The 13,714-nt window shown below is 42.6% G+C and carries 16 protein-coding genes; 9 read left to right on the forward strand and 7 right to left on the reverse strand.

Features of this window, described 5'->3' with window-relative positions; all coding sequences use genetic code 11:
* The first annotated feature begins 66 nt into the window (after window positions 1-66).
* The 4 genes from RB622_RS14375 to RB622_RS14390 are packed head-to-tail and all read left to right on the forward strand — an operon-like array spanning window position 67 to window position 3,877.
* Window positions 67-711 (forward strand): O-methyltransferase, encoded by a 645-nt coding sequence (locus tag RB622_RS14375; RefSeq protein WP_308047257.1) that lies wholly within the window; start codon window positions 67-69, stop codon window positions 709-711.
* 35 nt (window positions 712-746) lie between these two features.
* Window positions 747-2,945, forward strand: coding sequence for a LysM peptidoglycan-binding domain-containing protein (locus RB622_RS14380; protein ID WP_308047258.1), 2,199 nt, complete (start codon window positions 747-749; stop codon window positions 2,943-2,945).
* A gap of 13 nt (window positions 2,946-2,958) precedes the next feature.
* Window positions 2,959-3,561, forward strand: coding sequence for a DUF3109 family protein (locus RB622_RS14385; protein ID WP_308047259.1), 603 nt, complete (start codon window positions 2,959-2,961; stop codon window positions 3,559-3,561).
* Complete coding sequence (locus RB622_RS14390; protein ID WP_308047260.1) at window positions 3,512-3,877, forward strand: MGMT family protein; 366 nt, start codon at window positions 3,512-3,514, stop codon at window positions 3,875-3,877. Before RB622_RS14385 ends, RB622_RS14390 begins: the two co-directional genes overlap by 50 nt.
* A 65-nt stretch (window positions 3,878-3,942) precedes the next feature.
* Here the strand turns inward: RB622_RS14390 and RB622_RS14395 are convergent, their stop codons facing one another.
* From RB622_RS14395 to RB622_RS14410, 4 genes are all read right to left on the reverse strand, one after another.
* On the reverse strand, window positions 3,943-4,341 hold the full coding sequence (locus RB622_RS14395; RefSeq protein ID WP_308047261.1) for a hypothetical protein: 399 nt from the start codon (window positions 4,339-4,341) through the stop codon (window positions 3,943-3,945).
* Between the two features lie 230 nt (window positions 4,342-4,571).
* Complete coding sequence (locus RB622_RS14400) at window positions 4,572-5,150, reverse strand: hypothetical protein (RefSeq protein WP_308047262.1); 579 nt, start codon at window positions 5,148-5,150, stop codon at window positions 4,572-4,574.
* Between the two features lie 300 nt (window positions 5,151-5,450).
* The gene (locus tag RB622_RS14405; protein ID WP_308047263.1) at window positions 5,451-5,939 is read right to left on the reverse strand and encodes a GtrA family protein; all 489 of its coding nucleotides are present in this window, start codon (window positions 5,937-5,939) and stop codon (window positions 5,451-5,453) included.
* Window positions 5,940-6,048: 109 nt separating this feature from the next.
* Window positions 6,049-7,506: a sodium:solute symporter gene (locus RB622_RS14410; RefSeq protein WP_308047264.1), complete on the reverse strand. Its 1,458-nt coding sequence runs from the start codon at window positions 7,504-7,506 to the stop codon at window positions 6,049-6,051.
* A gap of 106 nt (window positions 7,507-7,612) precedes the next feature.
* Here RB622_RS14410 and RB622_RS14415 point away from each other — a divergent pair, with 106 nt between their 5' ends.
* From RB622_RS14415 to RB622_RS14425, 3 genes are read left to right on the forward strand one after another with little or no spacing between them, the layout of a single operon-like run.
* Window positions 7,613-7,888, forward strand: a complete 276-nt coding sequence (locus tag RB622_RS14415) for an ATP-dependent Clp protease adaptor ClpS (RefSeq protein WP_308047265.1) — start codon at window positions 7,613-7,615, stop codon at window positions 7,886-7,888.
* Window positions 7,889-7,923: 35 nt separating this feature from the next.
* A complete protein-coding gene (gene recR, locus RB622_RS14420; protein ID WP_308047266.1) occupies window positions 7,924-8,538 on the forward strand; it encodes a recombination mediator RecR in 615 nt (204 codons plus the stop codon).
* A 26-nt stretch (window positions 8,539-8,564) separates the two neighbouring features.
* A complete protein-coding gene (locus RB622_RS14425) occupies window positions 8,565-9,275 on the forward strand; it encodes a superoxide dismutase (protein ID WP_308047267.1) in 711 nt (236 codons plus the stop codon).
* A 63-nt stretch (window positions 9,276-9,338) separates the two neighbouring features.
* On the opposite strand, the gene RB622_RS14430 is transcribed toward RB622_RS14425, so the two are convergent.
* Complete coding sequence (locus RB622_RS14430; protein ID WP_308047268.1) at window positions 9,339-10,685, reverse strand: tetratricopeptide repeat protein; 1,347 nt, start codon at window positions 10,683-10,685, stop codon at window positions 9,339-9,341.
* A 199-nt stretch (window positions 10,686-10,884) separates the two neighbouring features.
* On the opposite strand from RB622_RS14430, the gene RB622_RS14435 reads away from it, so the two are divergent.
* On the forward strand, window positions 10,885-11,430 hold the full coding sequence (locus RB622_RS14435) for a TlpA disulfide reductase family protein (RefSeq protein WP_308047269.1): 546 nt from the start codon (window positions 10,885-10,887) through the stop codon (window positions 11,428-11,430).
* A gap of 67 nt (window positions 11,431-11,497) precedes the next feature.
* Here the strand turns inward: RB622_RS14435 and azu are convergent, their stop codons facing one another.
* Together azu and RB622_RS14445 are read right to left on the reverse strand one after the other, a co-directional pair.
* Window positions 11,498-12,070 (reverse strand): azurin, encoded by a 573-nt coding sequence (azu, locus tag RB622_RS14440; protein ID WP_308047270.1) that lies wholly within the window; start codon window positions 12,068-12,070, stop codon window positions 11,498-11,500.
* A gap of 24 nt (window positions 12,071-12,094) precedes the next feature.
* The gene (locus RB622_RS14445) at window positions 12,095-12,697 is read right to left on the reverse strand and encodes a hypothetical protein (protein WP_308047271.1); all 603 of its coding nucleotides are present in this window, start codon (window positions 12,695-12,697) and stop codon (window positions 12,095-12,097) included.
* Window positions 12,698-12,801: 104 nt separating this feature from the next.
* Between RB622_RS14445 and sucD the strand changes: the two genes are divergently transcribed.
* Window positions 12,802-13,680: a succinate--CoA ligase subunit alpha gene (gene sucD, locus RB622_RS14450; protein ID WP_308047272.1), complete on the forward strand. Its 879-nt coding sequence runs from the start codon at window positions 12,802-12,804 to the stop codon at window positions 13,678-13,680.
* Window positions 13,681-13,714: the final 34 nt, after the last annotated feature.

Genomic DNA, 13,714 nt, shown 5'->3' on the forward strand with positions numbered 1-13,714 from the left:
AGCGGCCGCCGCGCGGTTCAATACCAACTGCTTTACCATTCATAATACTAACCATTCATTTGCTTAATGAAGTTTCTGGCGGAAGAAATAGAAGCGTATTCCGAAGCGCACACCGAGGACGAGAACGAACTACTGAAATCCCTTAACCGGGAAACACATGCAAACGTGCTCAATCCGCGCATGCTTTCGGGGCATTTACAGGGGCGTTTTTTGTCCATGATCTCCCGCATGCTGCGTCCCGAGAAAATTTTAGAAATCGGTACCTACACCGGATATTCGGCACTTTGTCTGTGCGAAGGTTTACAGCCCAATGGTAAACTTATCACCATTGATATCAACGAAGAATTAGAAACCCTCACCCGACGATATTTCAGCCAATCGAATTTTCTCTATCAAATTGATTACAGAATAGGGAATGCTTTGGATATTATTCCTACTTTACAGGACACTTTTGACATTGTGTTTATGGATGCAGATAAAATTAACTACGTTTCATACTTTAATCTTTGTCTTGATAAGGTCCGGCCGGGAGGATTTATCCTTGCCGATAATGTATTGTGGAGCGGAAAAGTCTTCGATAAGGAATTGAAGAAAATTGATAAGGATACGCAGGCACTCATGGATTTCAACCGCATGGTACACGAGGACAGTCGGGTTTCCAATCTTCTTCTGCCGATCCGGGATGGATTGATGATGCTCCAAAAATTGTAATTCAAAATATCAAACAAGCCAAGCTTTTATTATTTATGAACAAAATTTCCAACAAATACTTAAAATTTACCTCATTCGTAATTTTATTTTTTGTTCAGTTAAACCTGGCAAAAGCACAAGGTGCTCCGGAAATTCCGGTAAGTGTCCTTTTTGGAGGAATTACAGTAAAATTTGACAGATCGGCACAAAATCTTATTGAAGAGGATATAAAAAGCCTGATGTCAAACAGGAAATTCTGGGAAGAAAAAATGGACCGGGCGATACTTTATTTCCCGATCGTCGAAAGTATTCTGATGGATGAAGAGGTACCTATTGATTTTAAATACCTTGCCGTTCAGGAAAGCTCGTTCAAACCGGATGTTGTGTCGAGTTCCAATGCCGTTGGTTTCTGGCAGTTTAAACCGGAAACAGCGATAGAGCTTAACCTCCGTGTAGACAAAGATGTTGATGAAAGAAAAAATATCAGTTCTTCAACCCATGCGGCGGCCTGGTATCTAAAAAAGAACAACCAGCAGCTCAACAACTGGGTTTCTGCATTGTATTCTTACTATCAGGGTGTAGGCGGGGTAAAAAAACTGGTTCCAGCCAGCTGGTCCTATGCTCGTGAAATTGTATTAAACAGCAAAACAGACCGTTACATGCTTCGCTTTTTTGCCCACAAAATTGCACTGGAGGCTGGCATAGAAAGACATCGCACGACAAATAATCTGGTACTGATTGAATCTGAATATGGTAAGGGCAAATCCTTCTCGGACATTTCCCGTGAACTAAGCATTTCAGAAACCGATGTTAGAAATTATAACCGCTGGGTAAGCGACAACCGAGTTCCAACCGACCGTGAATACCTTATCACGCTTCCGGTCCCAACAAATCAGGTTGCTTCGGTACGTTCCAAACTATCATTACCTGCTCAAAGTCAGCCCGTTATTACTGCATCCAACAACACGCCGGACGAAACTGGATTTCCCATATTAAAGAAATCAAATGTTAAGCCAAGTGGAAAAAACGGCAATACGTTCTACGAAATAAATGGCCTTCCGGGTATTGAAGCGCGTGCAGGTGACGACGCCAAATCTATCGCCTCAGCCGGAAATCTTAGAAGTACACGGTTTCGCAAATACAATGACCTAACGGCCGAAATGCCGGTCATTCCGGGAAACATTTATTACCTGGCAAGAAAAAATAAAAAAGCGGCGACGCCATTCCATACGGCCCAGACAGGAGACAGCTGGCAGAGCATTTCCCAGCAATACGGTCTGCGTTTGGTTAATCTCTTAAAATATAACCGCACGATCAGCCGGAATTATCCTTTGCAAACCGGACAGGTTGTATGGCTTAACAAAAAGCGCCCGAGAAATCAGCCGATCGAAATTATCACGCCGAAACCTCAGGATAAGGTTACAGACCCCATGGTGGCTTCTGTTCCTACGCAGCCTCAGTCTGCGACGTCAAATGAAATTCCGGCAAACGCATCGGGTCGTAAAAAATATACACCCATTTTGGTTGACAAAAGCCAAAGCAGCATAGCAAAGGAAAATCAGGAATTTCAGCCTGGCGTTACCCCAACCGTTGCTACACCAGCGAACGTAGAAATCCCGGTTGTTGCGGCCAAACCTTCTACCGAAAACACAAACGACCGCGTTGTGATCATCACACAGGACAATGACGACACTTCTTTTAAACCGTCCGTAGAACCAAAGGCAACGGTGAGCAAACCGGCAACAGCTGCAAAACCAGTAGCCCGCAGATCTGATAGTAATTTATTTTCAACGCCGTCGGAAAATGCGTCAAGAACGCCTGCCAATACCCAGCCCACTGCTTTTGACAATCCACTCCCGCCGGTGAAGGAAAAACCAGCAGTAACGGCTGTTAAAGCGTCCAATACATTCCATACTGTGGAGCAAGGTCAGACCTTTTACAGTATTTCCAGAATGTACAGTCTGAGTGTGAAAGAACTGCTTTCGCTCAATAATTTGAATGATATTGTTAAATTAAGTGTTGGTCAGAAACTGATTGTTCAGAAACAGGCAGGCGATTCTGGTACTCCCAAAACCGCTTCCAGTCCAAAAACAGCTCAGGGATCCGGTACGAAAACGCACACAGTTGCATCGGGAGAAACACTTTTCCGTATTTCCCAGAATTATGGGGTTAGCGTAGAAGATATTCAAAAGCTGAATAATTTATCGGGTAACACCGTAAAAGTTGGCCAGAAGTTAAAAATACCACAACAATAAATAAAAATTCACTGTGATACTGATTGATAATACATGCATCAGCGATGACATCGAGGACCAGCTTTTTGTCTGTAACCTTGATAAATGTATGGGTGCATGCTGTGTAGAAGGAGATTCAGGTGCTCCGCTCGACGCTGAGGAGCTGCCGATACTGGAAAGCATTTATAAATATGTGGAGCCGTATCTGACCGAAGAAGGGAAAAAAGTTATTGCAGCAGAAGGTACTTACACAACAGACTTCGAAGGAGACTATGTAACGCCGGTTATCAACGGAAAAGAATGTGCCTATGCCATTTATGATGAACGGAAAATTCTGAAATGTGGCATAGAACAAGCGTACAACGACGGAAAAATTGACTATAAAAAGCCAATTTCCTGCCATTTGTATCCCATTCGCGTGACGAAATATGAGCAATACCATGCGCTTAATTACGACCGCTGGGAAATATGCAGTCCGGCATGCAGTTTCGGCCAGGAATTAGGTGTTCCGCTATACCAGTTCCTGAAAGAACCGCTGATCCGCGCATACGGACCGAAATGGTATAGAGAATTAACCCGGGAAATCAATGAGCGCAAAGAAGCCAGAACAAATTCAGGATCTGAAACCCAAAAATGATTTTTTTGAAAATGTTTATGATGTGGTCCGCATGATACCAAAAGGTAGGGTTACGTCTTACGGAGCCATTGCCTCCTATCTTGGTTCAAAACGCGGAGCAAGAATGGTAGGCTGGGCAATGGGAAATAGCTACACCCAACACAATGTTCCGGCCCACAGGGTAGTAAACCGAGATGGGCTGCTGAGTGCAAAACATCTTTTCGAAACCCCAACAACCATGCAGGAAAGATTGGAAAGTGAAGGTGTGGTTGTAAAAAATGATGTGGTCCAGGACTGGGCAACCCGCTTCTGGGATCCGGAAAAAGAATTATTATAATCCCGTTAAAATACGAAAAGAGCTCCGCCATTGATATGACAAAGCTCTTTTTCGTATCGGGGTGCTTACAAAAGGATCACTTTGGTAGTGGAAGAAGATACCTCTACCTTTTTAGTGATTTTAGTATTTTTCCCCATCATAACGAAGTAATACGTCCCCTCGTCTACCTCTTCAAGATCAAAAACCCGGCGATACAGGTCTTCGCTGTTTTTTCTGAGTACTTCCTGATAAATAATCTTACCGTGATTGTCTCTCAAAATAATGGTCACGTTGGCATCCGGAATTTTATCGATCGCCAGCTTCACCTTATTGGTGTTTGCCACTCTGTACAACGAAGCATCAAAGGCCTTCGCCGCTTTGGCTTCTTTTTTTTCGGTTCCCTCTTCTTTTGCGTAGCTAAAAGATAAAGTTGACAAGGCTAGTCCAAGGGACAAAACTAATTTTGAAATGTTTGTAATTTTCATGGCTATATATTTTATAAGATTGAACATTCCATATAACATGGATATCCTCTTACTAAAAAAGCCTGTGCCAAATCAGAAACACGTTTCAAATAAATGCTGATTCATTACATAACTAATTAATTTTAAGCATATTAATGAAATTACATTTAAAAACCAGTGTCCGATTCTTGTGTTCAATACCGAACATTATTTTTCGATAGCGAACATACCGGACACTGATTCATAGGTATTTATATTTTGTTTTTGCCTCGGCTCTCATTTGCTATTTTCTGGATCATTGGAAGTTTACTTGCCGGGATCAGGTTTTTATAATCCCAAAATGCCGACACACAGACGATTTTCCATTCTCCGTTGATCTTCTCCATAAGCCTGACTTCTTTGCTGTGGTGAAAGTATTTTTCGGGCTTATCGCTGTTAAATTGATCCCAGGTAAGGTAGGCAACATTATCCCCGTAAAATTTATAAAGCATATTTTTCCGTTCCACTTTGGGGTGACTGGAAACGGGCTCAGGATTTTCTGCTATATATTTTCCTATTTGCTTGTTGATGTCTTCCCAACCTACGTTGGAATCGAAGGTACCATCGTCATTACTCCATGCCTGAAATGCATAATCGGTTTGTGCATAGTTTGATTTCCATGCTTCATAATCTCTGGCAAAAAAGGACTGCGTTTCCTTTTCTATGGTTGCGGCGATGGCTTTTTTTTCCTTTTCAATATTTGCACTCTGAGTTGCTTCATCCTGTTTTTCATTTTTTGCGCAGGATACGCAGAGCAAACTGCCGATAAGAAATAATGATAGTGATTTCATTGTCTTGATATTTAGTTTGATAGATTGTAAAAATTATGGTTCTCTTGTTCGTTGCATTATCGTTCAATATTTTTTAATAAAATACAGTCATTTTATAACCGTTCAACGAAAGAAAGTTACAATATATATAAAATTAAAACAAGATAAAGAGTGCTTATTTTAATCTAAAAAACAGTCTCAATTTGACTATTTTCGAAATAAAATACTTCGGAAAGACGTGGAAATCCCAACAACAGCAGACTCCCGGATTTTGGATGCCGCTTTTGTTATTTTTTGAGAAAAGAAACCTGAATAGATCTGTTATTGAGCCAATAAACTTTTCAACCGGCCGTAAAAACCGGTGTCCTTAAAAGTAAATCTTTTGTGCAGAATGTAATTGCTCATAAAACTCAGCGCCATACAGGTCAGCTGGCTGAACAGCTTGTTGATATCGACCAGTTTTACTGAAAACGGGATGGTAAACTTCCATTCGCCGACCACAATTAACGTTAACCGGTAAAGCGCATCAGAGCCGTACACGGTGATGCAAAAGGAAAGCACAGTAACGAAGAAAAACTTAATCTTTTCCCGATGGTTCTTCGATTTATTTTTCGAATTGAAGGCGAATATTTTAGCAAGAAAAAAGCCGGCAACGGATGCAACCAGATAACCCCCCGTTAGCGACTGACGATAACTTATCGAAAACCAGTCCTGCGCCAATGTTCCGATGATCAGCTGGATCAACGCACCGGTAGCCGCCACGAGGAAATAAGCGAAGATATCCCGTTTGTTTAACAATTCATTTTCCATGGTAGGTGCAAGCGTGTGCTATTGTAGCAAGTTGATAGGTGGAATACGGGAAAACTGAATTTGTCCGGGATCACAGCGACACTTCGGACAAATTCAGTTCAATCTATTTTTAAGCGATCTTCTTCGCCTTGGAATCGGTAAGAAGCCAAAGTCCGATAAAAGTGATCAGCCCATTGATAATCAATCTTTCAAAACCGAATTTATAACCATTGAACCATTCCACGGAATGTTCATTGATGATATAAGTTGCCACAGGTGCCACGATACAAACCAACGGAACCCAACGGTCCATGACAGGCCTTTTCAGGAAAAGCCCGAATGTAAACAATCCAAGCAAAGGACCATAGGTGTACCCGGCAAGATCGAAAATAGCCGTGATCACCTCTTTATTATTCATCTTGTTAAACAAAAGAATTACCAGATAGAACAACACTGAAAAACCCACATGAACCCAGAACTTGATCTTGGATCTTTTCGCCTCTGGCTTCTTTTCAATCTCCATAAAATCGATACAAAATGCCGTTGTCAACGCTGTCAGAGCCGAATCCGAGCTTGCATAGGTTGCCGCCGTAATCCCCAACAGGAACGTGATGCCTACGGCAATCCCCAGGTGGTTCAATGCCAGCATGGGATAGAACTCGTCGGTTTTCACCGGCGTTGGAATTCCTTTCGCAGATGCATATACGTAAAGCAGCGCACCAAGCGATAAAAACATGAAATTCACGATCACCAAAACAACGGTAAACCAGAACATATTCTTTTGCGCTTCACCGATATTCTTACAGGTAAGGTTCTTCTGCATCAGATCCTGGTCCATGCCAGTCATGACGATTGCAATGAAAACACCCGCGAAAAACTGTTTCCAGAAATACTTCGAATCATTAACATCCCAATAAAAAATCTTCGCATAGCCGCTATCCTGAACCGTATTCCAGACATCGGAAATACCATGCAGGTCCAGTTCTCTTGAAACCAATACAATCGTCAGAATGACAGCCGTTATCAGGAAAAAAGTCTGCAAAGTATCCGTAACAATAATCGTTTTCACACCACCTTTAAACGTGTAAATCCAGATCAGCAAAATCGTGATCGCAACGGCAACTTCAAAAGGAACGCCGAGTGGTTTGAACAATGCAATCTGTAAAACCTGCGCGGCCACATATAAACGCACCGCCGAACCGACTGTTCTTGACAAAAGAAAAAAGGCCGAACCTGTCTTATACGACCAGAACCCAAAACGTTGTTCCAGATATGAATAAATGGAAATCAGATTTAGCCGGTAGTACAGCGGCATTAAAACAGTACCGATAATCAGGTAACCTAAAATGTAACCGATAACCACCTGAAAATAAGAAAACTGGATATTGGACACCGCGCCGGGAACCGATATAAATGTTACACCGGATAAGGACGTGCCAATCATCCCGAAAGCAACCAAATACCAGGGAGACTGACGGTTAGCCGTAAAAAAGGTATTCGTGTCCGCCCCACGTGATGTGTAGACCGACACTGTGATCAGCATTGCAAAATATACAATTAGAATAATTAAAGAAACGTAAGGATTCATTCACCAGCGGGTTTTAAGAACGGTAGATATTAAAAGAGGTAATAAAAGGCTTCGAAAAATCTTCACTTTTGATTAGATTTGCTAAACAAACAGAAATTTGGTTGTTATGCAAGTGCTTATAGATACAGAAACGGAAATTCTGGAAAAAACGGTCGAAACGGATCTAAAAAAACTGGTTGTTTATAACGATGACGTTAATACATTTGATTGGGTTATAGACACTTTGATAGATGTTTGCAAACATACGAGCGAACAGGCGGAGCAATGTACGATTATTATCCACTACAAAGGAAAATGCTCTGTTAAGGAAGGAGAATTTGATGAACTGGCCGGCATGAGGAATGAAATTTGCAGGAGAGGTATTTCAGCAGAAATTCATTAATTACCAACCGACGGTTACTTACTTTATTGCTACACATGAATTATCCGTCCCGTCTTATTGAGGATGCAGTCAGTGAAATTTCCCGGCTTCCAGGAATCGGTAAAAAAACAGCCCTACGTCTGGCTTTACATTTGCTGAAACGCGATGAACAGCAAACCCGCGGACTATCCGAGGCGCTTATGAAAATGCGGACCCAGACCTGCTATTGCAGCCAATGCCACAATATCTCCGATGAAGCACTTTGTAATATCTGCAAGAACCCCAAACGGGATACTTCCATTATTTGCGTCGTTGTGGACACCCGTGACGTATTAGCCATTGAAGCGACGAGCCAGTTCAAGGGTTTGTATCACGTGTTGGGAGGTATTATCTCCCCGCTCGAGGGAATAGGCCCATCGGATCTAAACATTGATTCTTTACTTAAGAGGATTGCGGAAGCCCCGCCAGGCGCCCGCGTGCTGGAAATCATTCTGGCACTTAGTCCGACGATGGAAGGCGACACTACTGCTTTTTATCTGCAAAAAAAACTAAAACCAAGCGAAGTCAGGGTAAGTACGATCGCCCGTGGGATTCCTATCGGGGGAGACCTTGAATATGCTGATGAAATAACACTTGGACGCAGTATCGTTAGCCGGGTGGCTTACGATTGATTGTTTATCTTAAAATCATAGCAACGATGAATAGAACAGATTTTTTGCGCACCCTGGCCGGCAGTACTTTGGCCGTTGGTGCGATGGCTGATTACGCATTCGCAGAAACTTCATCCGGAATTTTGCTTGAGAGTGCACCTTTCAAACAAACACCGCTATCCTACGATTTCGGTGCGCTGGAACCTAGCATAGATAAATTGACGATGGAAATACATTATGGTAAGCACCATGCTGCCTATGTAAAAAACCTGAATGACGCAGTAAAAGGAACTGAATTCGAGAAAAAAACGCTTGAAGAAATTGTAAAAACAGCAGGAAAGGCTCCGGCTGCCATTCGCAATAACGGCGGCGGGCACTGGAACCATACGTTCTTCTGGGATATTATGGCACCCGGCAAAGGCGGGGCGCCCAAAGGTGCCGTAGCGGATGCGATCAACGCACAGTTCGGTTCTTTCGATAAATTTAAAGAAACATTTGGTAAAGCTGCTACCACGCGTTTCGGCTCGGGATGGGCATGGCTGACTGCCAAAAACGGGAAACTTACGGTGAGCTCTACACCCAATCAGGATAATCCGCTGATGGATATTGCCGAAGTGAAAGGAACGCCGGTTTTAGGGCTGGATGTCTGGGAACACGCTTATTACCTGCATTACCAAAACAAACGTGCAGACTACATCACTGCATTCTGGAATGTTGTAAACTGGGATAAAGTGGCTGAGAATTTGAAGAAAGCTTAGTTTTTAGTTGAAAGTGGAGCGTTGAAAGTGCAGTACTTTGAACTTTCAACGCTCCACTAAATGCTAATTACAATAAGTACTGATCACCTTGTAAGAAGCCATGTAGCCCAGCTCGCCTGATTTCGACAGATCCAGACAGCCCTCGTTCACTTCCCCGAGACTGTGTTTGATAATGCCCCTGATGTAATAGGCTTCCGGGAAATTTGATTTCAATTTGATGGAACTGCTGAAATCCAGCACCGCCCCCATCTGGTCTCCAATGGATGACTTAATTAATCCTCTTGAAAAATAAGCAACTGAATAAGTAGGGTTCAATTCCACCGCCGTGCTGATATCCAGCAAAGCACCTTTACTGTCTCCGCTCTTGGATTTACTCAAGCCCCGGATGTAATAAGCCTCCGAACGTTCCGAAGTAAGGTCATCAATTTTGATGTGTTCTTTCACCTGATTGCGTAATTCGTCCAGTATTCCCTTATTGATTGGGCCTGTGTACTGGATTTTCTTAGGGTCCGAAACATAGGTATTTTTCAGCTCAATGGCCTTTGTCAAATCGGCGATCGCACCGCGTTGGTCGTTTAGTTTGCTTTTGGAAAAACCGCGACCGTAGTAGGCTTTGTAATTTTCAGGTTCTAGCTGCAAAGTTTTATCATAATCAGAAATGGCTCCCTGATAATCTTCAATTTTATTTTTTGCGAAACCTCTTTTGTCGTAATAGTTACTTTCATTCGGACTCAGCTCAATGGCTTTCGTAAAATCCGCTGACGCTCCCTGGAAATCATTCAGCTCAATTTTAGCATTTCCTCTTCCCGCATAAGCGCCCGCACGTTTGGGACTTATTTCAATCACGCGTGAAAAATCGGCTAAACTTCCCGCATACTCATGCAAATGCTGCTTGCAATTCCCTCTTGCATACAAAGCGGCTACATCAGCCGGATCCAGTGCCAGCGCTTTATCAAGATCAACCATCGCACTTCTGTGGTTTTCAAGTTTGGCATAACTCACGCCCCGGTTGTAGTAAGATTTTGCATCCTCAGGACTTAGTTCGATGGATCTTGTGTAATCCTGAATGGCCGCACGGTAATCATCCTGCATACTTTTACTCACGCCACGGCTTTGATAATACAGGGCTTCCTTAGGATTAATTTCAATGGCACGGTCATAATCAAGAATGGCACCGCGATGGTCTTTGAGATTTGCCTTGGCCAATCCCCGGTTAAAATAACTGGGTGCGTGATCAGCATTGATTGAGACGACTACACTGTAAGCCTGAAGTGCGCCGGCAAAGTCACTGGCTCTGGCCTTGTTGTTCCCTTCTTCAAAATATTCCGCAGCGGAACGTTGTCCAACGGATAGGTGTGGTAGAAATAAAACAGCAAATAGGAGTAAAAACAGGGATTGTCTTAGTTTCATGAATGTATAATTTTTCAACACGAAGGATTTAAAAATATCTAATTTTGCATAAAAGTATTCAAATTCTGGTTGAGCACAGCAAACCGAAGATGTATTTTTTGAAGTCTTGGCATAGAATTAATATCTTGGATAAAATTCCTACTTTTGCTTATAGAAATTTTTCTAACTCGCCCAATTTTAAACCATTACAATTTTTACCATGGGAAGTACTCCAAAAAAAATATTAATTTTCGGTTTATCTATTCTTGCATTTATTGCTGTTTACTTCGCGTTGTTTGCTCCAAAAACAGATTCACCCCAAACGGCTGAAAATCCGGAATCGGCTCTTCCGACAAACTCGTCTGTATACCTTTCCGCTCTGACCGATCTGGAAGGAAAAGCAGTCACGATGGATGAAAATAAATTGATCTTTCTCAATGTCTGGGCGACATGGTGCGGTCCCTGCAACATGGAAATGCCGGGCATTCAAAAATTATACAATCAGTATAAGGACCACAAAAAGATTGACTTCTATATCGTTTCAGACGAAGATGCAGAAACTGTGAACCCATTTATCGCCCGGAAAGGTTATCAGCTTCCGTTTTACCAATTCACCGGCGCCTACCCACCTGCTTTGGACGGCAATGCAATCCCGAGAACTTACATCATATATAAGGGTAAAATTATTGCAGAGGAAACCGGGGCTTCCCAGTGGGACCGCCCGGAAGTTATTGAGTTGATCGAGAAACAACTGGCTGAAATATAAATCTGCCCTTAATACATAAAAAAAGCGATCCGGAATTTGGATCGCTTTTTTATGCATTAGCTAAGGACTATTCTACGATGAAAGTACCTTTCATCAACGCGTAGTGACCTGGGAAGCTGCAAATGTAAGTATACGTTCCTTTTTTAGGCGCTGTAAACTCAATAGTATCGCTTTCACCACCGCCTATCAATTTGGTATGTGCGATGATGCTTGCTTCTTCAGACTTAGGAATATATTCAGTTTCTCTTGCAGCAGCAGCTTTTCCGGCAAATGCAGCAACATCAGTTCCGGTTTTTAGCAATACGAAGTTATGCCCCATAGCAGCTTTGGCTAGTTTACCAGAGTGCGTAAGTGTAAGTTTCACTTTTTGTCCTGCCTTTACCTTAACTTCTTTAACATCAAACTGCATTGCATCACTACCTTTAATCACGATAGTTTTTGCTTGCTTAACCTCACGTACTTCAGAAGTGCTAAGTGATTTTGCGTGTAATGGACTAACAGATACCGCTCCGAAAGCCATAACTGCGGCAAGAAGCAATGCGCTGGACTTAATCATTTTCATATTAGGATATGGATAAACTTTATTATTGAAAATTAACTGGCGCAAGTTAGTATATGGATTTATAAAAAAACAATCCATTAACAAATGTTTGAATATAAAATGTCAGAAAAGGATTTTATACTGATCCCGCACGGCCTTCCCAACGCAAATTATAGACAAAACCACGATGTAATGACTGAGATCCAGGGGATGCATGGGCAACGGTATTTTTTGGGATTTGGCCGACAAAGCCAAAAGGGTCATGGCGAATACAACCCATAAGGCGCTCTTCTGACGATAAGCCAACCCGAGACAGGAAGTACACAGCGTCACGACAATGCAAAACGGCTGGATGATCCAGCCGACATATTCAACCTTATAAAAAAGAATACTGAGGAAAAGTGCCATCCCAAACAAGATCGTAGCCCCCAACACCATGTTGCTTACCTGATAACGCATGATCAGACTGTAAGACGCCACAACCAGACAAACGGCCCCCAGGGTAGTTTCGGCAACTGTTGTGACGGTATGCACAAACCGGAGGTCTTCCCAACCGGCAAATACCAGCAATTCCACACCCGCATTCAATGATATACTTAACAAAAAAATGCCCCATAACAAGCGGCTCTGCAAGTTCTGGGACTTAAAATACTTCAAAAAAACAAAGACACCGGCCGTACTCAAAACAAGATTGGAAAAGATGTGGGAATTCGTCAGTATATTCATGGGCAATTTTAAACATTATCGATAAAGCAATTTACAAATTATAGTTTCATTTTGCTACTTCGTGCTTTTCGTCCTACTTTTACCAAAAAAACTGATTTACCAACATGAGCGTTTTAGTTAATAAAAATTCTAAGATTATAGTTCAGGGATTTACGGGTTCTGAGGGTTCTTTTCATGCCCAGCAAATGATCGAATACGGAACTAATGTAGTTGGCGGTGTAACGCCAGGCAAGGGAGGACTTTTCCACCTTGACCGCCCTGTATTCAATACCGTAGATCAGGCTGTTCGCGATACAGGAGCTGACGTAGCGATTATATTTGTACCGCCAGCTTTTGCTGCTGACGCTATTATGGAAGCTGCTGACGCGGGTATTGGCGTAATCGTTTGTATTACCGAAGGAATCCCTACCAAAGATATGATGCAGGCTAAGCAATATATTCAAGGTAAAAACACCCGTCTGATCGGCCCAAACTGTCCGGGTATTATTACAGCCGGAGAGTGTAAAGTAGGTATCATGCCAGGCTTTATCTTCAAAAAAGGAACCGTGGGTATCGTTTCCAAATCGGGAACATTAACTTACGAAGCCGTAGATCAGCTTTCACGTGTAGGTCTTGGACAAACCACAGCAATCGGTATTGGCGGTGACCCGATTATCGGAACAACAACCAAAGAAGCTGTTGAATTGCTTATGAATGACCCTGAAACTGAGGCCATTGTTATGATCGGTGAAATCGGCGGAAGCATGGAAGCTGACGCTGCAAACTATATCAAAGCAAGCGGTAACCTTAAACCGGTTGTAGGTTTCATCGCTGGAAAAACGGCTCCGAAAGGACGTCGGATGGGGCACGCGGGTGCAATCATCGGTGGCGCTGACGATACAGCAGAAGCTAAAATCCGTATCATGGAGGAATCCGGTATCTTCGTTGCAGAATCTCCTGCATTGATCGGCGAAACCATGCTTATGGCATTAGGAAGAAAATAATTACGATATCTTAATATTTTATGAAAGGGCTGGG

It is taken from the genome of Dyadobacter sp. LHD-138, from assembly GCF_030929615.1.
Classification (GTDB): domain Bacteria; phylum Bacteroidota; class Bacteroidia; order Cytophagales; family Spirosomataceae; genus Dyadobacter.